Consider the following 25,919-nt stretch of genomic DNA (forward strand, 5'->3'; position numbering starts at 1 on the left):
GATCAGAAGGCGTTAAAGCGAAGGGGGAAGTCGGTCGGGCCATGCGCATAACCAAGCCATAATATTGGGCGCTTAGTATATTCCTGACCAAAATATAAATAAATGAATTAACCGCTCATGCCACTAGTCTCAATGCTTGGTTGATCCACCACGCAAAAGGGACTTTCCGCTATGGCATACAACTGCCGTACCTTTGCAAACAGCGCACTACTATGCGTTGAGCTCCCCAAGAAAATGGTCAAAGACTGCTTAAACGGTGATTAAATCCGCTATTTTGGCTCTCAGGACGTTCCGTGCACCACGGGTTGCTCATTAGCAATAATTTAGATACCAAGGAAAATTAATGCCGATAATATTCTGCAATATTGGCTGGATGGAACGCTACGACGGCATAGATGGAGACTCTATCCAGCGAGGCGGGTCGTACAATAATGATTCGATTGGGCATGAGGTCTGCAACTTTACCAATGCAAATGGAAAAGTCTATGGATACGTTCAGTCTACCGGTCGCATCAGTGTCGAAAAGTTAGGGGCCAAAAAGGGCGAGGAATATGTAGATGGCGTAACTGTTGTATGGACTGCCGGACCAGATAGTGGCGGCACAGCAGTGGTCGGTTGGTACAAGAACGCAACCGTTTATCGCGAGCGCCATCGGATTAGTAAGCCATCAAAAACCCACAAAAAAAATGAAATAGAAGTCTATCGAATTTCAGCATCTGCTGGCGATGCTAGGTTACTGCCTGCTTACGAACGCGAGTTCATGATCCCGCGCGCGGTGAAAGGAGGTATTGGTCAAAGCAATGTCTGGTACGCAGACAAACCAGAAAGTGCGGAGTTAGTCGATAAGGTCCTTCTCATGATTGAACGAGACACCAAGCCCGATAGACTGCCAGACGTGGATGCGGAAGCGTTTGGAACAGAGGGAAATCCTCGACTAGTTTCACATTTCCGCCGTGAGAGAAACAGCACCATCGTCAAAAAGAAGAGAGCAGCGGTTTTGGCCGCAACTGGTGCACTGTGCTGTGAGGTTTGTGGCTTCAACTTTGAAAAGGTATACGGAGAGCATGGTGAGAAATTCTGTGAAGTCCACCACCTCACCCCTCTGCACAAGTCAGATCGCAATACTAAAACAAAGCTTAGCGAGCTGGCTGTAGTTTGCTCAAATTGTCATCGAATTATTCACCGAATGAGCCCCATGCCAAGCATTAGCGGGTTAAAAAAGGTGGTTTTTGATAACTAAATGAAAATAGGCCTGCGCTCGACTCCTCATTAAGAAAAATGCAAAAGTCGTGTGTTAGACGCAAAAAATGGTAACTAATATGACTAAGCATACGCAACCAGAAAAGAAGCAGAGAGCTATAAAAAGACTTGCGGAAATATTTCGTGATCATTGGGAAGAAAGTAGGGTTGGTAGCACCAGAATTTTTGAACACGTAATACCTGATGAGTGGCTGATATGCGGAAAATCATCAGGCGGAGGGAAGTATAGAGAGCACATTGTGCCGTGTGTCCTCATCCGTGACCAAAGCATAAAAATGTATCAAGAAGGCAAGATGATTGAAGATGTGGAAAAGATGATTGAGAGGCATCTTGCGATTGTTCTTATTTCAGAAGAAGAAAAAGATCGGCTGGATAAACAACGTGGCTGGAAAACGACCATGCCTGAAGGTTGGGTGTTTGGATCTGGGGATCCATTTGCGCGATTGACCTTATCTGGGATTGAGTTTTCCTGAGAATACGTCTAAATCGTTCACTTGTAACTGGGTGGCTGCATGACACGGTCTCGTCTCAACCTGAACGAAGCGAATAGCCTCTTTGGGTCGATCACTGCTCTTAGCGTCAGGCAGCAATCGGCCCTGAGTGTGTAAAACGCATGCGCCGTTTTGAAGTCTGCGTTGCTACGTAAAATCTGCAGGTGCATGTGTAATCAGTAGACCAGAAATTTGCGTAGGAGCGCGATTTTTGTTCCAGCCCCGACTGTCAAACGTGTTCTAAAACGTTTTTACACAGCCTCGGCCAGAAGCGGACCTTAACTGACGTAACCTTGCTGACGTAACCTTGCTGGTGTGACTTGCAGTGACGGGTCAGATCGAAGCGTAGATGCCCGGCATTGTGACAAATGGAAGCTCAAACAGACCTGGAGTGACAGTAGTGCTCAATCATCTTTATAGGTTTCGCCCTGTCAGTAGCCTGCTTGGCGGTAACAGAGAAAGCGAGCTGGAGGGGTGCTATATCTATTTCTCGCCACCGGAAAAGCTCAACGACCCACTGGAAGGGCACCGAGAGGTCATATGGAAAGGGGATTCGGTCGTATGGGAGAATTTCTTCCAGCACTTCATGGACTGCTTACTCATTCGAAATACTCAATATTTTACTGGTGAGTTTGAAGCTTTAGATTTTCCGATATATCCAAATTATGAAGTTCAAGCAGTGCCACCTGAAAATTACAAAGAGATTGCCGGTCTAGTATCGAGATTTTTTGACTCGCCAAATGTAAAGAGACATATCGCAGTTTTGGCATTTAAGGAGCGAGAAGTAAATCAGAACGAGCTAAGCCTGCACCTGCGGTCGATTCAGTCCTTTGCAATGCATATTATTTCTGAGGTATTAGTGTCCTACAAACTTGTTGAAAAAGGCTACGGTATAAATGGCGCATCGCATGAGGAGCTGCTGGCAGTTTCAACCAATCTTCTAAACTATTTCGAAGGGCTAGGTGATGAGCTGTTAGACGCTGAATTCGATAGTTCTGCATTGGCATTTTTAAGAAGTGATGATTTGGTAAAAGGTTATGCTAGGTCGAAAATAGGCGAGTCTAAAAATTGGACACGGCTTTGCATAGATTTTCCGGAAGAGTTTTTGGCCTCAAGGATCAGACTCACAACCTCTGAATGGTTTGTAAGCTGTTTCATGGAGAATTGTGAGAACTCGGCAATCTGGGGTACGTATGGCAATAACCATCAGGGCGTCTGTCTTAAATTTAAAGTGAATAATGATGAAGGGCAGCCTGGAATCTCGCTCATGAAGCCCGGATTAAAGCAGGGCATAAGGTGGTGGACTCAAACCAAATTTCACTTCAGTAAAGTCTCCTATACAGAAAAGAGCCCCGATCTTGATTTCTTTTGTAGCCTAGCTGGATATGGCGCTCAAGAAGTTATAGATAAATGGTATACCGATAAAAGCGGAAATGTAAGCTCGCGAAAAAGGGATGTTTTCGAGAATCATCCGCAATGGCATGCTAATTATCACAGAGACAACTTTAAAAGCCTTACGGTAAAAACAAGGCACTGGTCGAATGAGCAAGAGTACAGGCTTATTCTAAAGTCTCAGTTTAACTCCTATATTGACGAAGATGATAGAAAGCTTCGTTACACCTTTGATGATCTGGACGGTATTATATTCGGGATAAAAACCATTGATTCAGACAAGTATAAGCTTATCGAAATGGTAGAGAGGATGTGTCGGACAAGAAACCGTGAAGAATTCACATTTTACCAATCGTTCTATGATTCTTCCGCTGATGCCATTCGTTATCGGCCAGTTGCTCACGTTGGCAAACAAGGTGTTAGAACGCATAGGGACTGAGCACCGAGCCCAAGCTGGCCGCCGGTTTGATGAGAAACGGCGACTGCTCAGAGCGATCTCATCGAAGCTCGAAGTGGACAAGATCTAAAAACCTCTCGTCTTTCGAGCTTCCATTCCCTTTCCAGTCGCCACCCCAACGAACTTTGACCCCTAACTTCAGGACGGGCGGGAGTCGGCCAAAAGCGGTCATCCTGCCTACGTACAAAACCAGGAGTGACTCACGTCTTCACTTGCAGTTCCTCCAAGCAAAATCCCACCAAATTCTTTTGGTACAAACCATGGTATACATCATACGCTCGACAAAGACCCATACTAAGGGCCCCGCAATAGACAAGCCAAACTAATGCCCCTAAAGAAATAGCATGCTATAAAAGTAATCAACCCAAATTAAAGTTGGCCATTCAAGACACCAAATCCTACATACCAAGCTTCCTGTAGACCACAAAACAAAACCTTGCTAAGATCAATAAAATTTCGTTCAGGGACGGTAATATTGTGTTTAAAAATATAGGGATCAATAATTTTAAAGGGTTTTCGCAACCTCAAAGAATAAGGCTGGCACCAGTTACACTGATATACGGGCCTAACTCCTCAGGGAAAAGTTCAATCATTCAAGCGCTAATGCTGTTAAAGCAGTCAATAACTAGGCCAAGTGAAAAAGGAGGGTTGGTTTCAACTGGCGAGTACATTGACCTTGGTACTTTTTCATCAATGATGAACAACCACAACACTCAGAACGATTTGGAGTTCTCTGTTGAGTATAGCCCTCTAAAGAGACAGTCTTCAGCTGAAAGAACCAACTTCGGAGACTCTCACAATAGAATTCACGAGTTCACATACTCTTTGTCCGGCAGAGAAAGCAATCACAAAAACGAAGAGTTTACATACCTAAAGAAAATAACCACAAAAATAGTTACAGAGGGCAATAGCAAGTCTCTCTTTAAGCTTTCAATGCAATCAAGCTTAGATGATAAAATACAAACCAACTTTATTCGACGAAGCTTGGCTGCTCGCACCTTCGACTTCGCGGATGCCGATAGTAGCGAGTCTTTCTGTAATTATGTTTCTCGCAAAACAGGCGTTACCGGATTCGATTCCAACCCCGTCCGAAAACTCATTAACAACATAACATTCAGAAGTGATCCTAACTTCTGCACGCCATCTTCCATAATCATTAAAGAAAGCCAGAAGGATGTGGATAACGTAGCTTTTGCCGTATGCAATCAGACTATCACCGAGATTGCCACGGAGTTACAAGATAAATTTGGGACTGTTGCGTATCTCGGCCCCTTGCGACTGCACCCCGCTAGACTTTACGCTCCTAAAGGCGATCAGAGTGGAAGCGTGGGTAAAGCTGGAGAAAATGCTGCAAGGTTAATTTATGAGAAATCGCCTGGAATGAGCGATGAAATTAATAGATGGTTTCTTGAATTTGACATCCCTTATTCATTGTCTGCGGAAAATATAGGCAATGACATTACTGGGTCGGTAGTTTCTTTGCAGCTTAAAGATCTGCGAACAGGAGTTACAGTAGGCCCATCAGATGTAGGGTTTGGTATCGGACAACTTCTTCCAATACTTGTTGAAGGCTTAGTTAGAAAAAACAGTACAATATGTGTTGAACAACCTGAAATCCATCTACATCCAAGGCTCCAAGCGGCTCTCGCAAACTTCATAATCGAAACCTCAAAAGAAAACCAATGGATCATTGAAACACATAGCGAATCTTTAATCTTACGACTGCAAAACAAGATAAAAGACGGAACCATATCTCCTAACGATGTTTCAGTTATATACGTAGAAGCAACCAGTCGTGGAAGCAAGGTGCTAGAGATACCATTGGATAAAGATGGAGACTTCATGGTTGACTGGCCAGACGGTTTTTTTGAAGAAAGGCTCAAAGAACTGTTTGGTAAAAAATCATGATTACCGAATTTTTCTTTGATGATACATTTTTTTCCTCTGCCTGCCTTCACGATATAAACCTTAGTGTTGTGCATGACATATTTTTAAATAACTGGATCGATTATGGGGTTCTTATTCATCCGCCTGGGTATCTGGTCAGATATGACACTGCTATTAACGCCCTGCCTGTAAAGTACCAGACTCAATGGAAGGCTGCGTTAGCGCATAGCAAAAAAATTGCTACCGAAATACCTTGGAAAGACATCGTTCTTCTGACCGACTTTGAAGAGGCATTAAAAAGTTATTCCCAATACTTCAATACGGCTTTTGTCGATGATACCTTAGCGTACGTATTATGTGGCAATGGAAACATCTCAAGGCACTGCAAGACTACCAGCTTTGAGGTGGTCGGCGCCCCAGCAATTACACAGTCTGAAAATTTTAAAAGATCGATATTCTTTTCCAAGCAAGATATAGCCGGCGCCGCAAACATTAATACTGTTTGGTATGAGCGTTTCAAGATGCTAGCCAAACACTCCAAGCGTATAACTATATGCGATAGATTCTTTTTTGAACGAATCTTGGAAGATATAGCTCGCGGGGCCCATACCAGTATAAAAAACTTCCTCGACTTTCTTGTTGCGGAGAGCGGAGACTACTACTTAACAATATTTTCTGATGGGGGAAAAATAGACTCTCAGCAAAAGATTGAAATAGAAAATCATTTCGCTGGGCTTTTCAAACCGGCCACCGGTTATTCCGCCAAAGTAAAGCGATTGACTCTCATATCAAATGAGAAAAAGGTTTTTCAACAATTCTCACACGACCGATATGTACGTTTTGATGATTATGTTTGCGCGCTTGGAAATGGCATGACTATTTTTGAAAGGAACCCAATATCAAACACCACCGTGTCCATTAAGTTGAAACCTTTTACTAACGTTGATGCGATTGAAAAGGCATTGAGAGATGATCCACACTGGTGTGATGTAACAATAAGTTAGACTCAATCGTCCCAGGTTTTATTCAGAAACTATGCCCGCTATTGGCCGATTACTGCCGGTCGCCATCGTTAAGAATCGGTAAGAAGAATATATTTGTACATCTACGATCTAAGGGCCGGCTCATCCGCTTAAGCGAAGGGTTCGGCCACATGTTTTACGCTCGTTGTCTTTAGTAGATCTGGGAAGGCTCTTTGAATGATGCGCTCGGCAGCAACGTAATCAGATACTACTAACGTTGCACATGCCAACACTTTTCCGCTCAGGGTCCCATACGTAGAGAGGCGGATTGCACCCGTTTTGGTTGGATTTTGTAGGTGCTGATGTGGACGCGCACCCAGCTGCTTATCTTTACCCCAATAGATAGGGTAAAGATTATCTTCGATAGGCTTGAAGCTCGAAATTTTCGCGAGCCTGGACGAGCGGCGTGCTTGCGCTTCGCTAAAGAGTGCGTCCCGTTCCGATTCGGAAAGACACACTGCGAAGCCATATACGGCACCGGGAAATAAGGTGGGCTTAGCCGCAGGGAGAATGAACTCTCCACTCGCAGGTACCTCTGCAATACCGTTAGCCATGAGCACTTTACGCATGGCATTAACTAGACGAACGTGACTATTCATGTGTGGCCTAATTACCGTTATGTACCCAATAGTGATTTGTAATATGCTTTTTTACAAAATAACATAGATGAATCTTTACAAACGACCGCGACCTTCAAGTAATACCGGACTGGCAAGCCTGAGCCCCCGGACAGCACTGCTCTGGTGGCTGTCGGCATCGGTTTTTTGAATTGTCCCTTTACTGTGGCCGATGAATATGGACGTCCGCTCTTGGCCGATTTCTGCCTGTCGCTACCGGCAGCTATTGGCTGTTGCAGTCCTTCAGTGCTTGGCTGACGCACTCACACGGAGTGGCACCCGCTGACACTCATCAACTGCAAACGGCTGGTCAGCGCGAATCCAAATGACTGGTCAGTGGCAATGCAATTAGGTGGTCAAATGAGATGCTATTACGCAGAGCCCATGCGAGTGGGAATGCGGAGCCTTCCCGCTCGCGTGGGCTTGGCCGAGAAAGCCCCAAGAGTGAGGCTTGCAACGGCGACAGTCGCCACTTCTGTCGCCATGCTGCAGGCCAGGTATTACGCGGGTTGTCGCCGGTGTCGCCGGTGTCGCCAAATCAACCATCACTTCATCTGAGGAGTTATTTTCGGTTACCGGCGGCGTCCGGTGAGCGCTCACCGTATAGGCACGACGTTGTGGTCCCTGGTTTGATTGATCGCAGATGCCGACAGGTTGCCAGTGGCCGCTTTCTGGATGTGCTCACTCCACCAAGCCATCATCGGACGCCGGCGCTCGATGTAGTCAGCTCGGTTGTAGGCACTTCGTACTTCGTCCTTGTCGACATGCGCCAGCGCGACTTCGATCAGCTCCGGATCCCAGCCATGCTCGTTCAGGATGGTGCTGGCCATGGAGCGCATGCCGTGACTGACCAAGCGGTCCTGGAAGCCCATGCGTTTCAACGCCATGTTGGCAGTCTGACTGTTGGCGTGGGTGCGGGGGTTTCTATCTGCCGGGAATACGTATTCCCTGTGACCACTGTGGGGCTTGAGCGCCTCCAGTAGCGCGAGTGCCTGTTCGGTCAGCGGGATGGTGTGCGGACGACGCTTCTTCATGCGCTCCGGCGGGATGGTCCAGATGCGTTTGTCGAAGTCGATGTCTGCCCAGCGGGTGGTGGCCGCTTCGGCAGGGCGGGTCATGGTGTGCAGTTGCCATTCGATCAGGCAGCGGGTGATTCGCTTGATGCTGGCGTTCGCGATTTCGATCATGAGCTCAGAAAGCTCATCAGGTCGTAGCGCGGCCATGTTCTCTTTCTTGGGCTTCTTGAATACCGCTCGAATACCACTGAGGGGGTTAGAGAAAATCAGCCCGGAGTTTACCCCGTAGGTCATAATCTCGTTGAGCCGTTGGCTCAGTCGCTTCACTGTCTCGAGACTGCCTTTGGCTTCGATGGGACGAAGGAGCTTGATGACCATCGGGGCGCTGATCTGCGAGAGAGGCGTTGTTTTCATGTCTGGAAAAACATGCAGCGTTAGCGAGCGCCAAATGTCTTCGGCATATGCTGGCGTCACGGAGTCCTTCTTTAGCTCGAACCAGGCGGTGGCCACCTTCTCGAACGTGTGCTCGGTCTCAGCGAGTTTGGCTTGCCTTACCTCATCGCGTTGAGCTTTGGGATCAATGCCCAGAGCTAGCAACTCACGCGCTTCTGCGGCTTTTTTCCGGGCGTTGGCTAACGAGAGGTCGGGGTATGGACCGAGTGCCATATTGATACGGCTTCTGGTCAACGGTTCGCGGTAATTGAAATTCCACATCATCGAGCCGCTGGTGCGTACTCGAAGCTGTAGGCCGTCGCCGTCGCTAAGGACGAAGTCTTTACCAGTTGCCTTGACCGCCTTGAGCTGGCGATCGGAGAGACGGGTTGCTTGAGTAGGCATGGGAGCTACCTCGGGCACCGTTTTGGTATCCTAAAAATAGCACCGGGTAGCCCGGGATACCACCTGGGATACCAAACTGTCTGGAACTCCAAAAACCTCGTTGGCCCCCAGAAGAGCTGGAAACCCTTGATTTCACTGGATTTCAGGCACAAAAAAAGACGTCCGTGGACGTCTTTAGATGATGAAGTGGTGGAGCCGGGGGGATTTGAACCCCCGTCCGCCAGTACTCCGCTGTCGGTACTACATGCGTAGCCGTGTCTATTAAGTTAACCCGCAGCGACCCGACGGGCAGGGTGCTTTGGGCGAGTTGTGTAAGTTTTAGCCGCTTCGTCCACAACGTACTGCACGGCGATTCTGTTCTATATGACAATCACTTTGGGTTTACAGACATCCCCTGATGATTGCTGGACCCGAAGGTACCAGGAGGGAAGGGCTAAGGCTGCTTACGCAGCGAGAGCGTATTCCCCGTAGGTTTCGTCATTGGCAACTATAGAAAGTTGCAACAGTGGATTTACGAGTTCTGTTACCAACTCGGCATGCACCTAAAGTTTCGCAACCGGCGTCGAATCCTAAACGGCCCCGAGCCTGTTGCTCTGTGAATCAAAGTGAGCAACAAGCCTGCGTAGTGTACGCCAACACGCGTGAGAAGGCCAACCCGAAGGTTGATCATCACAGATTATGGGGTGGGTTGGTTGCGCTCTTGGTCAGCGAGTGACGATGCCTGGGTGGCCTCGGTGACGCATTTTGTGTCGTCCCCGGAGGCTTGGGACGCTTCGGCGCTGGACATCAGTCGCTTGATCTCCATTGTGGTGTTGCTGGAGCTCGCCGGCAGTGAATTCACTTTGCTTTTGAGCTCTTGCAGCTTGCTCGTACAAAGGTTGTTGTCCGCTGCAAATACGGGAGAGGCCAACGTTACAGCAGACATGAACAAACCGGCGAGTGCGGTACGTTTCATGGATATCTCCTAGTGCTGATGGTCTCGGTGCTGCCGTATGATCGGGCGGCTCGGCCGAGGTCGAAAAACAAGCGATGATTGATGGGGCCTACTTAAAAGACCACGACGCTGCGCAGGAATTCGGTTTTAGCAAAAAGGCTATGAAAAAATTGTTTGATAGAAGCAATGGCATCAAAAACAGTCGCGATCGCTTCTTTTTGCTGGCGGCCTCTTCCACATGGCCAACCCCAGATGCAACAAAACCCGCAATTGGCGGGTTTTGGTTTGCTTCATATTGGGTGGTGCCGGGGGGCCACAAGCCCGACCCGAAGGTTGGCCTTGTGCTGGGTTACTTCCCGCCTTTATTCGCGTTCTTGAGGTCTTGGATAGTTTGTTCGGTCTCGGCGATGCAGTCATCAGTCCCTTCCTTGGTGCCTTTTGCCTGATCGGCTTTGGCTTTCGTGACGCTGTCCATTACCTGATCGGCCATCTCCGGAGGAGTCTGTGTCCTGGCATTTTCGATGGTTTTCAAGTTGACCGCGCAGAGGTCTTCGGCGGCAAACGAGGTGGACGCCATCAGTGAGGCAGTAACGAATAGACCTAACAGTACAGAACGTTTCATGTGTATCTCCTTGAACTGAGGGTCCAGGCATCGCTGGCCATCAGGGCGGGCTGCCGAGTTTGGGTAAAGCCCGGTAACGTCCGGGCTTATTCTGTGGACTATGGCAGCGCATCAGGGTTCTATTTTTCTTGCATCACCCTCGCCTGCGTTACCCTATCCACCAAATAGACTAGCCCGTGGTAATCAATTCCGCCGTGCTGCGTCAGACCGATCTCACAAGTGCGGCTGGTCGAAATCCCCTCGCTGCACTGCTGTACGGCATCCTTGAGTGTGCGCAGGGAATGGGCGTTCAGCTCCGGTGTGGTGAAGCCCTTGTCACCGGCAAAGCCGCAGCAGTGAATACCTTCGGGAATGACCACGTTCTTGCTGCATTTGCGCGCCAGATCGATCAGTGCCTGGCTCTCGCCCAGGTGCTGGGTGCTGCAGGTGACATGCACGGCGATCGGTGCTTCCTGGGGCGTGAAGTCCAGGCGATCCATCAGATGCGTGCGGATGAAACGCACCGGGTCGTACAGGTCCAGTCGAACTTCGCCCAGGTCCTGAACCAGTCGCAAGGTGCAGGGGCTGGTGTCGCAGTAGATCGGATCGAGCCCGCCACGACTGGCGTGCAGCAACGCGCCGATCAGCTCCTGGCGCTTGTGTTCGGCCTGCTCGGCGTAGCCCTTGGAGGCGAACGGTTGACCGCAGCAGAGGCTGTCCTGGTTGTCTGGAAAGACCACCTGGTAACCGGCTTTCTCCAATAACCCACGGGTTTTGTCGTACAGCGACATCTGCTCTTTATCACCGGCCGCGGGCCCCATCACCCGCGACACGCAGGCCGCCAGGTACACCACCCGAGGGCGCGCGTCCGACACGCTCGGGCTGAAGCGAATGGCCTTTTCCGGTTGCGGCATGGCGTTGGTCCATTGCGGGACCTGGCCTTTGGATAACCGCGTCAGCGTGGCCGAGAGTTTCGCCAGTCGCGGCGCGCCCAACAGCATCCGCGCGCCGTTGGCCACGTGCAGGGTGAAGCGTGCGCCTTGCAGTGCGGTGGCGAAATGGCCTTCCAGCCAGTTGGCGGTTTTCGTATGAGTCGCCTTACGAGCGCGGAGCTTTTTCACCAGTTCGCCGGTGTTGATGCCTACAGGGCAACGTTGGGCACAGAGGCCGGTCGCGGCGCAGGTGTCGATGCCCTGGTATTCGTAAGCGGCTTCCAGTTCTGTGGTGTCCACGCCGGCGCGTTTCTTCGCCTGGATGTCGCGCCAGATCACGATGCGCTGGCGCGGGCTCAGGGTCAGGCCTTTCGAGGGGCAGACCGGTTCGCAGAAACCGCACTCGATGCACTTATCCACAATCTCGTCGGCGGCCGGCAACGGCTTCAGATGCTTGAGGTGGATCTGTGGATCTTCGCTGAGCACTACGTCCGGGTTGAGAATGCCGTTGGGGTCGAGCAAGCGTTTTAGTTGCCACATCAATTGGTAAGCGTCGCTGCCCCACTCCAGTTCGACGAAGGGCGCCATGTTGCGGCCGGTGCCGTGTTCGGCTTTCAGCGAGCCGCCGAACTCCACCGCCACCAACTGTGCGACGTCGTCCATGAACGCCTGGTAGCGTGCGACTTCTTCCGGGTTGTTGAAGCCCTGGGTGAAGACGAAGTGCAGATTGCCTTCCAGGGCGTGGCCGAAAAGGATCGCTTCGTCGTAGTGATGTTTGTCGAACAGTTCGATCAAGCGGTTCACGCCGGCGGCCAGTTGTTCCACCGGGAAGGTCACGTCTTCGATGATCACCGTGGTCCCGGTTTTGCGCACCGCGCCGACGGCGGGGAAAGTGTCCTTGCGGATGGCCCAGAGCCGGGCGTTTTCCACCGGGTCTTCGGTGAAGTCGACTTGCTTCTCCACGGGGAACGAGGTCAACGACGCCATGATTTGCGTCAGTTGTTCCTGCAGCAAGGTGGACGATGCGGCGCGGGATTCGATCAGCAGGGCGCAGGCATTGTTCGACAGGTGCTGTACGAAAGCTGGCATGCCGGGTTTGTCCTGTACCGAACGCAGGCTGCGACGGTCGAGCAGTTCGACGGCCGACACCGGTTGGCTTTTCAGCACGGTGACGGCGTTGCAGCAGGTTTCCACGTCAGGGAACACGATCAGCGCCGAAGCCTTGTTCGGGTGGTCGATCACCGTGTCGTAGGTCACCGCACTGATGAAGCCGAGGGTGCCTTCGGAACCCACCAACAGGTGGCTCAAGATATCCACAGGCTCGTCGAAATCCACCAGCGCATTGAGTGACAGGCCAGTGGTATTTTTCAGACGGTATTTGTGGCGGATTCTCGCAGCCAGTTCGGCATTGGCGCGGGTCTCGCGGCCCAAGGTCGCCAGGCGCTCAAGCAGCGAAGCGTGGCTCTGGCGAAACGCGGTAACGCTGGCCGCGTCTTCGGTGTCGAGACGACTGCCGTCGGCCAGCACCAGGCGAATGCCGGCCAGGGTGTGGTAGGTGTTTTGCGCCGTGCCGCAGCACATGCCGCTGGCATTGTTGGCGACGATACCACCGATTTTGCAGGCGTTGATCGAGGCCGGGTCCGGGCCGATCTTGCGCCCGAACGGCGCCAGCCACGCGTTAGCCTGCGCGCCGATCACGCCCGGTTGCAGACGGATTTGCATGCCCTGATCACGGATTTCGCGACCATTCCAGTTATCCCCAAGCACGATCAGCACCGAATCGCTGATGGCCTGGCCGGACAGACTGGTACCGGCTGCGCGGAAGGTCACCGGGATTTGATCCCGTTGCGCCAGTTTCAGCAGCGCGACCACTTCGTCTTCGGACTCGACACGGATCACCAGTTTCGGAATCAGCCGATAGAAACTGGCGTCGGTACCGAAGGCCAATGTCGACAGCGAATCATCGAAACGCCGCTCTTGGGGAATCAGTTGCTGCGCATCTCGCAGGAAAGCCGCCGGTAGACTCATTGGTCCTCCAGAATCAAAACCACCAGGTCTTTCGGACCGTGCGCGCCGTAGGCCAGGACTTGTTCGATGTCAGCGGTTTTCGACGGGCCGGACACCAGCAAGGCGTTGGTGGGCATGCCTTGGGCCCAGTTGAATTCCTGTTGTACCTGATAGAAGTTGTCGCGGATTTCACTGGCCTTGAGCAGGGCGAAATGCACCGGCGGCACCAGGCTCATCAGGCGCGGTTCTTCCCGCGTCGGCCAGAGAATCAGACTACCGGTGGCGGCGATTGCACCGAGGGTGGTGGTCAGGCTGGCCGGAGTGTCGTTGAACAATTCGGCTTTCCATGCTTCAACTGGCCGATCGTAGGCTTTGAGAGCTGGCAGCCCAGGATTTTTCGCCCAGTGTTGAGTGATGCGTTGACCGTGAGGCGTCGACGGCGCGATCAACAGACTTGGCAATTGACGATCCGCAAGCAGTATTGCCAGCAAAGCCGGCCAGTCTTCACCCGAGGTCAGGTGGATTTCCGTGTGCACCGCTTCCATCAGTTTACGCAATTGCGCAATGCGTTGTTCGGGCGCGTAGGTGTAGGGCTGAGTCACCAGTTCGACGTCGAACTCGTCGGACACGGGCGTGGTGCCGATCAGACTTTTCCGCAATTTGGCGAGGATGTTTTGCTTGGCGCTCATCAACGATCTCCCTGTTTGGCCAGATGCTCGCGGGCCATGTCATGCAGTGAGCGGGCAGCGGGTTTGGGTGCGCTGTGGTTTTGTGTCCAAGGGCCAACATTACTCGGTGCCAGGGCGCGCAGCCGTGTGGCGAAAAAGCCGAACAGACGATACAGCGTCGGCGAACTGTTGAGCCTGGCCCAGGCGTTCCAGATAAAACGTTCCTTGCGCGAGTACTTGCTGCCTTGGCCGCGCATCACTTGATGCGGGCTGTCCGGTGCCTTGACGTTCTCTTCCCGCAGGCGACGCAGCAATGCCGGGATAGGGATTTTTACCGGGCAGACTTCACCGCAGGCACCACACAGCGACGACGCGCTGGGGTGGTCGGGGACTTTTGCCAGGCCAACCATGTGCGGGGTGATGATTTTTCCGATAGGCCCAGGGTAAACCTCCCCATAGGCGTGGCCGCCGATTCGGGTGTAGACCGGGCAATGATTCATACAGGCGCCGCAGCGAATGCAGTTCAGGGTCTGGCGCAATTCACTGTCGGCGAAGGCCTGGCTGCGACCGTTGTCGAGCAATACCAGATGCACTTCCTGCGGGCCATCGAGTTCATGTTCCTTACGCGGGCCGGAGATCATATTGACGTAAGTGGTGATCGGTTGGCCGAGGGCCGAGCGGGTCAGCAACGACAAGAGAGGCACTACATCGCGCAGGTTTTCCACGACTTTTTCGATGCCGGTGACCGCGATGTGTACCGGCGGCACGGTGGTGGTCATGCGGCCGTTGCCTTCGTTTTCCACCAGCAGCAGGGTGCCGGTTTCGGCCACGGCGAAGTTGACGCCGGAGACGCCGATGTCCGCTTCGAAGAATTTCTGTCGCAAGACTTTGCGACCGATCTGAATGAGTTGGTCAACGTCCTTGGTGTATTCCACGCCAAGTTTGTCGTGGAACAAGGACGCGACCTGACCGGCATTCTTGTGGATCGCCGGCATAATAATGTGTGAAGGCTTCTCGTGGTCGAGCTGGACGATGTACTCGCCCATGTCCGATTCCAGGCATTCAATGCCCTGTTCAGCGAGGAAGTGATTCATCTCCATCTCTTCGCTGACCATCGATTTGCCCTTGATCACTTGCCGCCCCTCGTGAGCGCGGATGATCGAGAGGACGATGCCATTGGCCTCGTCCACCGTTTCCGCCCAGTGCACTGTCACACCGTTGCGGGTCAGGTTCTGTTCAAGCTGCTCGAGCAGGTCGGGCAACTTGGATAGCGCACGGGCGCGGACAGCATTGCCCAGCGCTCGCAGATGTTCTCTTTCATGGGCATCGCTGAAGGACGCTGCCCGTTTTGTCATCAGTGAATCCATCGCCGTGCGAAAGTTGTTTCGCAGTTGCTTGTCATCCAAAGCCTTGTGAGCCCGGGTGCGAAAATCTTCTTCTACGGCAACCGTAGGAATAATCGCGGAGGCGTTCATCGGCCACCTCCGGTTCGCTGCCAGAGGAAACTGGCCAGGTGTTGGCCGCGCAACGCTTCCTGCTGTTTTTCCAGCGAGCCGTTGATGTTCATCAAGCAACCGCAATCGGCACTGAGTACCTGGTGCGCGCCGGATTCCTTCAACGATCGGGTCTTGTCAGCCACCATCGCGCCGGAAATGTCTGGCATACGGACGCTGAAAGTCCCGCCGAAGCCACAGCATTCGCTTTCGTGGCGGTGGTCGACTCGCTCCACGTTGCCCAGCTGCGCCAACAGCTCACGGCCATGCAAGTGGGTGTTCATTTCACGCCGCGCCGAACACGAGGTGTGCAACGCCACTTTTACCGGTGTGCCGCGGTCCTTGAGCTGCACCTTGCAGACAAACAACAGGAATTCGGCCAGTTCATACGTCCGGGCAGCCAGGGCCTGAACCTGTTTCAACGTCTGCGGCTCGTCCTTGAACAAGTCGGCGTAGTGCTCACGCAACATCCCGGCACACGATCCCGACGGCACCACCACCGGATAGTCTCCGGCGAACAGCGCCAACTGCGAGCGCGCCACCGTCCGGGCCTGCTCGGTGTAACCCGAGGTGTAGGCCGGTTGTCCGCAGCAGCTTTGCCCTTGCGGGTATTCGACCCGGATGCCTTCGCGTTCCAGCAGGTGGATCGCGTCCATCCCGGCTTCGGGGTAGAACAGATCCACCACGCAGGTCCCGAACAGGTAGACCCGTGACGGTTTTTCGCTGGGGTATTGCCGAGGCTCGGGCAGTGGCGGGGCGACGCGGGTCGCGTTCGGCACAGCGTTGTAAAAAAGCTCGCTCATCAGGCGTGTCTCGGGGTGGTCCCGGTTATCCGTCCGTTGAGGCTGCTGAATATAGAGAGGGAAGCTTTCAGCAGCCTTGCAGACCGGGTGGTGAATAACTGACACCGGAATCTTGGTCCGGCGTCGGTTTTTGCTTTTTATGTTGCAGTGCTTAGTGCACCAGCATGCCGGTGAACCAGTAGGCCTGAGCCAGGGTGATCAGGCCGACGATCGTTGCGAAGAACAGGCTGTGCTTGAGGGTGAAGCGGAACAGGTCCGATTCCTTGCCCACCAGGCCGGTCGCGGCGCATGCCACGGCGATCGATTGCGGCGAGATCATCTTGCCGGTCACGCCGCCACTGGTGTTGGCCGCCACCAGCAGGGTGTCGCTCACGCCGATCTGGTGCGCGGTGGTCGCCTGCAGCGAACTGAACAGTGCGTTGGACGAGGTATCGGAACCGGTCAGGAACACGCCCAGCCAGCCGAGAAACGGCGAGAAGAACGGGAATGCCGCGCCGGTGCCGGCCAGGACCAGGGCCATGGTCGACGACATGCCCGAGTAGTTGGTGACGAAGGCAAACGCCAGCACCATGCCGATGGACAGAATCGGCCAGCGCAGCTCGTAGAAGGTTTCTTTCAAAGTGGTCAGACCAGTTCTGAGATTGATCTTCAGTACCCACATCGAGATCAGCGCGGAGAAGAAGATCGCCGTACCGGTCGCGGAAATCGGGTCAAGCTTGAACACCGCCGGCAGGGCAGTCGGGGCGGTTACGATCGGCGCGACCTTGATCACCATTTGATCAAGGTGCGGGATCGCGAAGTTGAACACCCAGCTGTACATCGAGCCGCCGGCGGCGAACATCGCCTTGAACGGTTTCAGGGTCCAGATGGTGACCAGCACGGTGAGGATCAGGAACGGCGACCAGGCCTTGAGGATTTCACCGAAGCTGTAGGGTGACGCAACGGTGCTGCGCGGCAGGCCGAAGCCGCCGGCGCTGGCGCTCACCACGGAAGCGGAGACGGCACCGACGATATGTTGGCCGGCGGCACGTTTCGGTTGCCAGATTTTCAGGAACAGGGTCAGGGAAATCAGGCTGGCCAGGGCCGAGGTGATGTCCGGCAGTTCCGGGCCAATGAAGTTGGAGGTGAAGTACTGAGTGATGGCGAAGCTCAAGCCGGCGACCAGCGCTGCCGGCCAGGTTTCCCGCACGCCGCGCAGGCCGTCCATCATGAACACCAGCCAGAACGGCACGAACAGCGACAGCAGCGGCAATTGGCGGCCGGTCATGGCGCCGATCTTGAACGCGTCGATGCCGGTCACTTGCCCGGCTACGATGATCGGGATCCCCAGGGCGCCGAAGGCTACCGGTGCGGTGTTGGCGATCAGGCACAGGCCGGCGGCGTACAGCGGGTTGAAGCCCAGCCCTACCAGGAGGGCGGCGGTAATCGCCACCGGCGCACCGAAACCGGCGGCACCTTCCAGGAACGCACCGAAGCAGAAGCCGATCAACAGCACTTGCAGGCGCTGGTCATCGGTAATCGACAGCACCGAGCTGCGGATTACTTCGAACTGCCCGCTCTTGACTGTCAGTTTGTAGAGGAATACCGCCGCGACGATGATCCAGGCAATCGGCCACAGGCCATAGGCGAAGCCGTAGCCGGCAGCCGCGAAGGCCATATCGACCGGCATCTGGAAAGCAAAGATAGCCACTGCGATGGACAAGGCCAGCGTGATGCTGCCGGCCACATGGCCTTTGAGGCGGAACACGGCCAGGGCCAGGAAGAAAAACACGATGGGGATGACGGCCGCGAGCGCGGAAAGGCCGAGACTGCCGAGCGGACTATAGAGCTGTTGCCAGGTTTGCATATGGGGTGACCCCTAATTGTTGTTGGTCAGGCACTGGTCAGCGGTCTTGGTTAATTGGTAATACCAATTTACAATCGCTGTTGGCTAGGGTAAAAGCCTTGTAGGCGGCGTGTCAATTTGTCGCCCTGATACTTTTGTCGAATACGCGGTGCGCAGGTCATCGGGCGCAGTCGATCCAATGCAATCAGATAGGTGCTGGCGCAGGGCTGATGGGCCAGAATAGAGGGCCCGGCGAGCTGCCGGGATCGTGGAGAAGTGAGTTATGGGGTTTGATCAGATTCGTCAGCGCCGTTTGTCCGACGACATTGTCGAGCGGCTCGAGGGGATGATCCTCGAGGGCACGCTAAAGGCGGGCGAGCGTCTGCCGGCCGAACGTACGTTGGCCGAGCAGTTTGGCGTGTCGCGCCCTTCATTGCGTGAAGCCATTCAGAAACTGGCGGCCAAGGGCTTGCTGGTCAGTCGCCAGGGTGGCGGCAACTATGTGGTGGAGTCGCTGGGCTCGACCTTCAGTGATCCGCTGCTGCATCTGCTGGAAAGCAACCCTGAAGCCCAGCGCGACCTGCTGGAGTTTCGCCACACCCTGGAAGCGTCCTGCGCCTATTACGCGGCGTTGCGTGCCACGGAGGTTGATCGCGAACGGTTGACGGCGGCTTTCAACGAATTGCAGGACTGCTACACGCGTCACGACGATGTGAGCCGTGCGGAGGAGGGCGCCGCGGATGCGAAATTCCACCTGGCGATCGCCGAAGCCAGTCACAACGCGGTGTTGCTGCACACCATTCGCGGGCTGTTCGATCTGCTCAAGCGCAACGTGGTGACCAACATCGGCGGGATGTACAAGCAGCGCACCGAAACTCGCGACATGCTGATTTCGCAGCATCGGGAGCTGTACCTGGCGATTATCGAAGGCAGGGCGGAGCAGGCGCGGGAAGTCTCCAGCCGACATATTTTGTATGTGCAGGAGGTGCTGGAGGAGGTGCGTCAGGAAGTGCAGCGGGTGGCTCGGGCGGAGCGGCGCAAGGGGATGTAGTCAGTGGGTTCTGTGGTGAATGTGCGATCGCCTTCGCGGGCAAGCCCGCTCCCACAAGGTCCGTGTACGCCGATATTTTTGCGGCAAGCCCGGAACCCTGTAGGAGCGAGGCTTGCCCGCGAAGGGGACCTCAAGACGAAAGAAAATTAATCTTCCTTGCCCTTGTTGCGCACCGCACGCTGCAACTCGCGCCCGGCGTCGCGTTCGCGTTCGGTATCACGCTTGTCGTATTCCTTCTTGCCCTTGCCCAGAGCGATCTCGCACTTGACCATGTGCTTGCTCCAGTACCAGGACAGGCACACGCAGGCGTAGCCTTTTTGCTGCACGGCAGCGGCCAGCTTTTCCAGCTCGCGTCGGTTGAGCAGCAATTTGCGGGTGCGGGTCGGATCGGCGATGACGTGGGTGCTGGCGGTCATCAGCGGCGTAATATGGCTGCCAAGCAGCCAGGCTTCGCCATCCTTGAGCAGCACATAACTGTCAACCAGTTGCAGCTTGCTTGCCCGCAGACTTTTTACTTCCCAGCCGGCCAGGACCAGACCAGCCTCGAACTTATGCTCGATGAAGTAATCGTGTCGCGCCTTTTTATTTTGCGCGATGGTCCCTGTTGGGTGTTTCTTCTGTTTAGCCATAGGGGCGGCATTATAGGGAGTTGCACGCGAGTCGGCTACGGTATCGCTACGTGCTTGAGCAGGTTGATTGAATCCCGGACAATGCGGCCTCTTTTTTGAACGCTTGGGCGTGATAACGATGTCGACAGACAAGGTTTCTGTCCACGGCAGTTGGGCTAGCCGCTGGGTCTTCATACTCGCCGCGACCGGTTCGGCCGTGGGCCTGGGTAGTATCTGGAAATTCCCGTACATGGTCGGCGTCTACGGCGGCGGTGCCTTTGTGCTGATGTTCCTGGCCTGTATCGCGCTGATCGGTGTGCCGGTCATGCTGGCGGAAACCCTGATCGGTCGTCGCGCCCGGCAGAGCCCGGCCAATGCCTTGAAGGTGTTGGCGCTGGAGGCGGGGCATTCGGCGAAGTGGTCCTGGGGGGCTTTCGCCGGGATGATCACGGCGCTGCTGATCCTGTCGTTCTATAGTGTTGTCGGCGGCTGGTCGCTGGACTACATCATTGACATGGGGCGAGGTGATTTCCAGGGTGTGACGGCTGACCAGGTTGGCGCGCATTTCGGCAATGTGATTGCCGATCCATGGCGCCTGACACTTTGGCACACGATTTTCATGCTGCTGTCCGCCATAGTGATCGCCAAGGGTGTGGTTGCCGGCCTTGAGCGCAGCCTGCGCATCATGATGCCGCTGCTGTTCGTGATGATTCTGGTGTTGCTGGGCTACAGCATGACCACCGGCCATTTCATGGAAGGCGTGCATTTCATGTTCGACTTCCACCCGGAAAAAGTCCTGGACGGCTTGCTGCCGGCCATGGGGCACGCCTTCTTTTCCCTGAGCGTGGGCGTTGGTTCGATCATGATTTACGGTGCCTATATGCCGAAGGACTCGTCGATTTCCGGCACCGTCGTCGGCGTGGCGCTGCTGGATACATTCGTTTCCCTGGTCGCTGGCCTGGCATTGTTTCCGATTGTGTTTGCCGCCGGCCTGAACCCGAGCGAGGGCCCGGGCCTGATGTTCGTCAGCTTGCCGTTTGCCTTTGGCAACGTAGCCTTTGGCCAATTGATGGGCGTAGTGTTCTTCGTGCTGGTGGCGATTGCCGCCTGGAGTTCGGCGATTTCCCTGCTCGAACCGATGGTGGCTTACCTGGTTGAACGCACTAAAGTCAGTCGCGCCTGGGTGACGTTCTTGTTGGCATTCACTTGCTGGTTTGTCGGTCTGGGCACGGTCTTTTCCTTCAATATCTGGAAGCAAGCCAAGTTTTTCGTGAACGAAGGCGGAATGTTCCATCTCTATCAATGGGGTGCGGCCGGTGGCCTGGACTTCTTCGGTGTGATCGATTTCTTCACTTCACGAATCATGTTGCCACTCGGTGGTTTATGTTTCGTGGTGTTTGCGGGATGGGTGATGGGTCGGGAAACGGTACGCGACGAGTTGTCGATCCGCAGCCCGATGTTGTTCACCCTGTCCCTGTTCTTGATGCGCTATGTGGCGCCCATCGGCATTCTTGTAGTGTTTGCCGCCCAGCTGTGGAAGTGACGCTGACATGACGACACACATTCAACGTTCGGCCCTGCTGCCGTACCCCGCGCAAGCACTGTATGACCTGGTCAACGACGTGGCGCGTTATCCGGAATTCCTGCCGTGGTGCTCGTCGGCCGAAGTCCTGGAAAGCTCCCCCGAGCACATGCGTGCCAGTGTGGGCGTAGCGAAGGGCGGGCTCAGTCAGCATTTCGTGACGCGCAATACCCTGGTGCCTGGTCAGTCGATCGAAATGGATCTGGAGAAAGGTCCGTTCAACCAGCTGCACGGCGTGTGGGAGTTCAAGCCGCTGGGCGAGAAGGCCTGCAAGATCAGCCTCGATCTGTCGTTCGATTACGCCGGCCCGATCGTCCGCGCCACCTTGGGGCCGTTGTTCAATCAGGCAGCCAATACGCTGGTGGATGCGTTCTGCCAGCGGGCCAAGCAGATACATGGTTGAGGCCGTGATCGAGGTCGAGGTGGTGTATGCCGCCGTTGATCGTCAGGTGCTTCTCGCTGTGGCCGTGCCTGCAGGGACGACAGTGCGCGGGGCTTTGCAGAAATCGGGCATCGGCCAGGTGTTTGCAGAGCTGGATCTGGCCAATTGTCCTGTGGGGATTTTCGCGAAGCAGATCCTCGATCCGGACAGTCGGGCGGTTCAGGCGGGGGATCGCATCGAGATTTACCGGCCGCTGCTGGCCGATCCGAAAGAAGTTCGGCGGCTGCGCGCCGCCAAGGCAGCCGAGGCCAAGGCGCGCAATCAGTGAAGCGAATAAACGCCAGGCATTAAAAAACCCGGACATGCCGGGTTTTTTATGGCGTCGCACATTATTGCGGCGAGGTTTCCAGAGGCTGCGGAGTCGGGACCGGAACGGCTTCTACGCCGTCGACGTCCTTCTGGATCTGATCCAGCAACGAACCTGGCTTGACCGGTTTTTCCGGTTTCGGCTTCGGCTTCTCGACATGTTCTGCCGGCGCGGTCACGTTGGTGCCGCTGTCCTTGCCGAGAATGGCCTCGTCTCGGCTCATGCCCGGCATGAAATCACCAGAGAGGCTGACAAGTTGGTCATTTGGGTTGAAGATAATGCTAATGCGTTCCTGTTGGCGTTCACCGCCACCAGCTTGCAGGCTGTACAGATAATCCCAGCGATCGGCATGGAACGTGTCAGTCAGCAGAGGGTTGCCCATGATAAACCGTACTTGCCGACGGGTCATTCCCGGGCGTAACTGGTCTATCATGTCCTGCGTGACGACATTGCCCTGCTGGATGTCGATTTTGTAAACCCCGGGGAATGAACAACCGGCGAGTGCGAGCAGTCCCACAAAGGTGAAACTGGTTAGCAAGAGCTTGGTGTTTTGCATCGGTGGGCGACTTCCACTATCTTGGCTGGGACAACGTAAACGCCGATCATACCCGCATTAAGAGAAGCTGCGAAGCAGCATCGCGAGAAAGCTGACCATGGTTGAAAATAGCGAACTACGCAAAGCCGGCCTCAAAGTGACCCTTCCACGGGTCAAGATTCTGCAAATGCTCGACTCCGCCGCGCAACGCCACATGAGCGCCGAGGACGTCTACAAGGCGCTGATGGAAGCTGGTGAGGACGTCGGTCTGGCCACGGTTTACCGTGTTCTGACCCAGTTCGAGGCAGCTGGCCTTGTGGTGCGGCACAACTTCGACGGAGGCCATGCGGTCTTCGAGCTGGATGACGGCAAGCATCACGACCATATGGTCAATGTCGAGACAAGCGAAGTGATCGAATTCTTCGATGAAGAAATCGAGCGGCTGCAGAAGGCAATCGTCGACAAGTATGGCTTCGAGATGGTTGATCACAACCTTGTACTGTACGTGCGCAAGAAAAAGTAAGCATGTCGCGCGAGCTTGAAGTTCGCGAAACGAACGAAGGCGACCCCAGGGTCGCCTTCGTGCTGTCTGCCGTTTGTTAAATCTTCGCGGTAACGACCATCTTTTTCGCGTGAGCCAAGGACTCCTGGGTGAGGTCGATGCCGCCCAGCATCCGCGCCACTTCTTCGACACGAGCATTCATGCTCAATTTCGAAACGGCAGTGCGAGTGGCGTCTTCGCCGCGCACCTTGTGCACGAATAGATGCTGATGACCCTGTGCCGCCACTTGTGGCAAGTGAGTGACCGTCAGAACCTGCCCACGCTCCCCCAGTCGCCGCAGCAACTGGCCGACAATCTCGGCGGTTGGGCCGCCGATGCCCACGTCCACTTCGTCGAATACCAGCGTCGGGACCCGAGAGGTTTGCGCGGTGATCACCTGAATCGCCAGGCTGATCCGTGACAGCTCACCGCCGGAGGCCACTTTTGCCAGGGCTTTGAGCGGTTGCCCGGGGTTGGCGCTCACCAGCAGTTCGACCTGCTCGAGACCATTGGGCAGCAATTCATCGCTGCTGTTGGGGCGCAGTTCGATGGTGAAGCGACCACCCGGCATGCCCAGTCGCTGGATTTCCTGCTCCACGGCGACTGCCAGGCTGTTTGAGGCTTGATGGCGCAGGTCGCTCAGTTCCCGGGCTTTCTCCTGATAATGACGGGCGTAGGATGCCAGCTCATCGCTCAGCCGTTCGATGGATTCGTCGTTGGCATTCAGGTTTTCGATTTCATCCAGCAGTCGCTGTTGCATCTGCGCGACCTCGCTCGGTTGAATGCGATGTTTGCGGGCCATGGTGTAAATCGCGTCGAGACGTTCTTCCAGATACTGAAGGCGCGCCGGATCGGCATCGAAGTTATCGAGGAAGCGGTTCAGTTCGCCCACGGCTTCCTCGACCTGGATCTGCGCACTGGTCAGCAGGTCGCTGGCTTCACCCAGGGCGCCGATCGAGTTGTTCACGCTCGACAGGCGGTTGAGGCTGGCGGTGAGCGCGTTCAGCACATTGCCGGAATCACTTTCGCTGCATTGTTCGACCACTTGCCGGCAGATGCCCAGCAGCGTTTCGGCGTTGGTCAGGTTTTTATGCTCCTGTTCCAGATGCTCCAGCTCGTTTTCACCGAGGCCCAGGTTTTCCAGCTCTTCGAGTTGATAACTGAGCAGCTGGTGGCGGGCGCGCTGCTCGTCACCGGAGTTGGACAGGCGATCCAGTTCCTGGCGGGTCTGGCGCCAGCGTTGGGCGGCCAGTTGCACCTGGCGGGCAAGGTCCGTCGCGCCGGCGTACTCGTCGAGCAGGCGGCGGTGGGTGTCGGTCTTGAGCAAGGATTGGTGTTCGTGCTGGCTGTGGATGTCGATCAGCAACTCGCCCAGGGCCTTGAGATCGCCGAGCGGGCAGGGCGTGCCGTTGATATAGCCGCGGGAACGCCCTTCGGCCGTGATCACCCGACGCAGGATGCATGGACCATCGCTCTCGAGGTCGCGTTCGGCCAGCCAGGCAATGGCTTGCGGAATGTCGGCCAGGTCAAAGGTGGCCAGGATATCAGCCTTGTCGGCACCGGGACGGACCACGCCACTGTCGGCGCGATCGCCCAGGGTCAGGCCCAGGGCGTCGAGCATGATCGACTTGCCGGCACCGGTTTCCCCTGTGATCACGCTCATCCCGCGATCGAGTTCGAGATCGAGATGTTCAACGATGGCGTAGTTGTGTACGGACAGGTGGACCAGCATAAAGACCGCTCCCAGGCTTTAGGTCTGGTTATTTATACAGTGTTTTTATTCTGCCTGACAATGCCCCTCCTTAGCTCTATTTGCTTGATCCGACGAAATCCTTAGTGCGCCGGGGAATGACAATGCAGCTGTTTTTTGTGGGGTTAATCAATCGGCGCCCCTTGAAGCCCGATTTTGCGGCCCCATATACCGGGGCAGAAGCGCGAGTTGAGCTCGCGGACGATATTGAAAGGAGAAATCTATGGCTGACGAACAGACAGTGGATACGCAAAACCTAGACGCCGAACAGGCTGCCCAGGAGGGTGATGAGCTGGCGGCTCGCGTACAAGTGCTCGAAGAGCAATTGGCTGGCGCCCATGATCAGGCCTTGCGTGTAGCAGCTGATCTGCAGAACGTCCGCCGCCGCGCCGAACAGGATGTGGAAAAAGCCCACAAGTTTGCGCTGGAGAAATTCGCCAGTGACCTGCTGCCGATTATCGACAGCCTCGAGCGCGGCCTGGAGTTGTCCAACCCTGAGGACGAAAACATTCGGCCGATGCGCGAAGGGATCGAGCTGACCCTGAAAATGTTCCAGGACACCCTGAAGCGTTATCAGCTGGAAGTGATCGATCCTGAAGGCGAGCCCTTCAACGCATCGCAACATCAGGCAATGGCCATGCAGGAAAGCGCGGACGTCGAGCCAAACAGCGTGCTCAAGGTGTTCCAGAAGGGCTATCAGCTCAACGGTCGTCTGCTGCGCCCGGCCATGGTTGTGGTCAGCAAGGCCCCTGCGCCGGTTTCGCCTTCTATTGACGAGCAGGCTTGAAATCAGCCGCAAGGCCCCCATTTAGAAGTCAAGCGTTTAAGTGCTACCGCAGTTAGCCACCACTGCTGCGGCAT

The 25,919-nt window shown here is 54.9% G+C and carries 23 protein-coding genes and 1 other RNA gene; 11 read left to right on the forward strand and 13 right to left on the reverse strand.

Annotation, left to right across the window (positions count from 1 at the left end; all coding sequences use genetic code 11):
• Positions 1–343: 343 nt before the first annotated feature.
• The 5 genes from F8N80_RS21765 to F8N80_RS21790 all read left to right on the forward strand — a co-directional run bounded on the left by F8N80_RS21765 (position 344) and on the right by F8N80_RS21790 (position 6,491).
• Positions 344–1,240 carry an HNH endonuclease gene (locus tag F8N80_RS21765; RefSeq protein WP_150784676.1) on the forward strand — a complete coding sequence of 299 codons (897 nt, stop codon included), beginning with the start codon at positions 344–346 and terminating at the stop codon, positions 1,238–1,240.
• Positions 1,241–1,319: 79 nt separating this feature from the next.
• Positions 1,320–1,733, forward strand: a complete 414-nt coding sequence (locus F8N80_RS21770) for a hypothetical protein (RefSeq protein WP_150784677.1) — start codon at positions 1,320–1,322, stop codon at positions 1,731–1,733.
• 418 nt (positions 1,734–2,151) lie between these two features.
• Complete coding sequence (locus F8N80_RS21775; protein ID WP_150784678.1) at positions 2,152–3,582, forward strand: DUF2971 domain-containing protein; 1,431 nt, start codon at positions 2,152–2,154, stop codon at positions 3,580–3,582.
• A 495-nt stretch (positions 3,583–4,077) separates the two neighbouring features.
• Positions 4,078–5,508, forward strand: a complete 1,431-nt coding sequence (locus F8N80_RS21785) for an AAA family ATPase (RefSeq protein WP_150752664.1) — start codon at positions 4,078–4,080, stop codon at positions 5,506–5,508.
• A complete protein-coding gene (locus F8N80_RS21790; protein WP_150784679.1) occupies positions 5,505–6,491 on the forward strand; it encodes a hypothetical protein in 987 nt (328 codons plus the stop codon). Before F8N80_RS21785 ends, F8N80_RS21790 begins: the two co-directional genes overlap by 4 nt.
• Positions 6,492–6,619: 128 nt before the next feature.
• Here F8N80_RS21790 and F8N80_RS21795 read toward each other — a convergent pair whose 3' ends face one another.
• The 10 genes from F8N80_RS21795 to F8N80_RS21840 form a co-directional block, all read right to left on the reverse strand.
• The gene (locus tag F8N80_RS21795; protein ID WP_191632964.1) at positions 6,620–7,078 is read right to left on the reverse strand and encodes a hypothetical protein; all 459 of its coding nucleotides are present in this window, start codon (positions 7,076–7,078) and stop codon (positions 6,620–6,622) included.
• Positions 7,079–7,722: 644 nt separating this feature from the next.
• Positions 7,723–8,979 (reverse strand): integrase domain-containing protein, encoded by a 1,257-nt coding sequence (locus tag F8N80_RS21800; RefSeq protein ID WP_150784681.1) that lies wholly within the window; start codon positions 8,977–8,979, stop codon positions 7,723–7,725.
• A gap of 187 nt (positions 8,980–9,166) precedes the next feature.
• Positions 9,167–9,560, reverse strand: a transfer-messenger RNA (tmRNA) gene (gene ssrA, locus F8N80_RS21805).
• A gap of 95 nt (positions 9,561–9,655) precedes the next feature.
• A complete protein-coding gene (locus F8N80_RS21810; RefSeq protein ID WP_150784682.1) occupies positions 9,656–9,934 on the reverse strand; it encodes a hypothetical protein in 279 nt (92 codons plus the stop codon).
• Between the two features lie 328 nt (positions 9,935–10,262).
• Positions 10,263–10,535 (reverse strand): hypothetical protein, encoded by a 273-nt coding sequence (locus tag F8N80_RS21815; protein ID WP_150745432.1) that lies wholly within the window; start codon positions 10,533–10,535, stop codon positions 10,263–10,265.
• 119 nt (positions 10,536–10,654) lie between these two features.
• Positions 10,655–13,474: an FAD-binding and (Fe-S)-binding domain-containing protein gene (locus F8N80_RS21820; RefSeq protein ID WP_150784683.1), complete on the reverse strand. Its 2,820-nt coding sequence runs from the start codon at positions 13,472–13,474 to the stop codon at positions 10,655–10,657.
• On the reverse strand, positions 13,471–14,142 hold the full coding sequence (locus tag F8N80_RS21825; RefSeq protein WP_150745434.1) for a LutC/YkgG family protein: 672 nt from the start codon (positions 14,140–14,142) through the stop codon (positions 13,471–13,473). Before F8N80_RS21825 ends, F8N80_RS21820 begins: the two co-directional genes overlap by 4 nt.
• Complete coding sequence (locus F8N80_RS21830; protein WP_150784684.1) at positions 14,142–15,596, reverse strand: LutB/LldF family L-lactate oxidation iron-sulfur protein; 1,455 nt, start codon at positions 15,594–15,596, stop codon at positions 14,142–14,144. Before F8N80_RS21830 ends, F8N80_RS21825 begins: the two co-directional genes overlap by 1 nt.
• Complete coding sequence (locus F8N80_RS21835; RefSeq protein WP_150784685.1) at positions 15,593–16,417, reverse strand: (Fe-S)-binding protein; 825 nt, start codon at positions 16,415–16,417, stop codon at positions 15,593–15,595. The genes F8N80_RS21830 and F8N80_RS21835 overlap by 4 nt, the downstream gene beginning before the upstream one ends.
• A gap of 151 nt (positions 16,418–16,568) precedes the next feature.
• Positions 16,569–18,263, reverse strand: coding sequence for a lactate permease LctP family transporter (locus F8N80_RS21840; RefSeq protein ID WP_150745437.1), 1,695 nt, complete (start codon positions 18,261–18,263; stop codon positions 16,569–16,571).
• A gap of 262 nt (positions 18,264–18,525) precedes the next feature.
• On the opposite strand from F8N80_RS21840, the gene F8N80_RS21845 reads away from it, so the two are divergent.
• Complete coding sequence (locus F8N80_RS21845) at positions 18,526–19,293, forward strand: GntR family transcriptional regulator (RefSeq protein WP_150784686.1); 768 nt, start codon at positions 18,526–18,528, stop codon at positions 19,291–19,293.
• A 146-nt stretch (positions 19,294–19,439) separates the two neighbouring features.
• On the opposite strand, the gene smpB is transcribed toward F8N80_RS21845, so the two are convergent.
• Complete coding sequence (gene smpB, locus F8N80_RS21850) at positions 19,440–19,922, reverse strand: SsrA-binding protein SmpB (RefSeq protein ID WP_007900551.1); 483 nt, start codon at positions 19,920–19,922, stop codon at positions 19,440–19,442.
• A gap of 118 nt (positions 19,923–20,040) precedes the next feature.
• Here smpB and F8N80_RS21855 point away from each other — a divergent pair, with 118 nt between their 5' ends.
• The 3 genes from F8N80_RS21855 to F8N80_RS21865 are packed head-to-tail and all read left to right on the forward strand — an operon-like array spanning position 20,041 to position 22,193.
• Complete coding sequence (locus F8N80_RS21855; RefSeq protein WP_150784687.1) at positions 20,041–21,444, forward strand: sodium-dependent transporter; 1,404 nt, start codon at positions 20,041–20,043, stop codon at positions 21,442–21,444.
• Positions 21,445–21,451: 7 nt separating this feature from the next.
• Positions 21,452–21,886, forward strand: a complete 435-nt coding sequence (locus F8N80_RS21860; RefSeq protein ID WP_150745440.1) for a type II toxin-antitoxin system RatA family toxin — start codon at positions 21,452–21,454, stop codon at positions 21,884–21,886.
• On the forward strand, positions 21,879–22,193 hold the full coding sequence (locus tag F8N80_RS21865) for an RnfH family protein (protein ID WP_150745441.1): 315 nt from the start codon (positions 21,879–21,881) through the stop codon (positions 22,191–22,193). The genes F8N80_RS21860 and F8N80_RS21865 overlap by 8 nt, the downstream gene beginning before the upstream one ends.
• Positions 22,194–22,254: 61 nt before the next feature.
• On the opposite strand, the gene F8N80_RS21870 is transcribed toward F8N80_RS21865, so the two are convergent.
• On the reverse strand, positions 22,255–22,788 hold the full coding sequence (locus F8N80_RS21870) for an outer membrane protein assembly factor BamE (protein ID WP_150784688.1): 534 nt from the start codon (positions 22,786–22,788) through the stop codon (positions 22,255–22,257).
• A gap of 97 nt (positions 22,789–22,885) precedes the next feature.
• Here F8N80_RS21870 and fur point away from each other — a divergent pair, with 97 nt between their 5' ends.
• Positions 22,886–23,290, forward strand: a complete 405-nt coding sequence (fur, locus tag F8N80_RS21875) for a ferric iron uptake transcriptional regulator (RefSeq protein WP_064679800.1) — start codon at positions 22,886–22,888, stop codon at positions 23,288–23,290.
• A gap of 76 nt (positions 23,291–23,366) precedes the next feature.
• On the opposite strand, the gene recN is transcribed toward fur, so the two are convergent.
• Positions 23,367–25,040, reverse strand: a complete 1,674-nt coding sequence (gene recN / locus F8N80_RS21880; protein WP_150784689.1) for a DNA repair protein RecN — start codon at positions 25,038–25,040, stop codon at positions 23,367–23,369.
• A gap of 241 nt (positions 25,041–25,281) precedes the next feature.
• Here recN and grpE point away from each other — a divergent pair, with 241 nt between their 5' ends.
• Positions 25,282–25,845 (forward strand): nucleotide exchange factor GrpE, encoded by a 564-nt coding sequence (gene grpE, locus F8N80_RS21885; RefSeq protein ID WP_150745444.1) that lies wholly within the window; start codon positions 25,282–25,284, stop codon positions 25,843–25,845.
• Positions 25,846–25,919 lie beyond the last annotated feature (74 nt).

The sequence above is a fragment of the Pseudomonas fluorescens genome (assembly GCF_902497995.1).
GTDB classification, from domain to species: Bacteria; Pseudomonadota; Gammaproteobacteria; order Pseudomonadales; family Pseudomonadaceae; genus Aquipseudomonas; species Aquipseudomonas fluorescens_BK.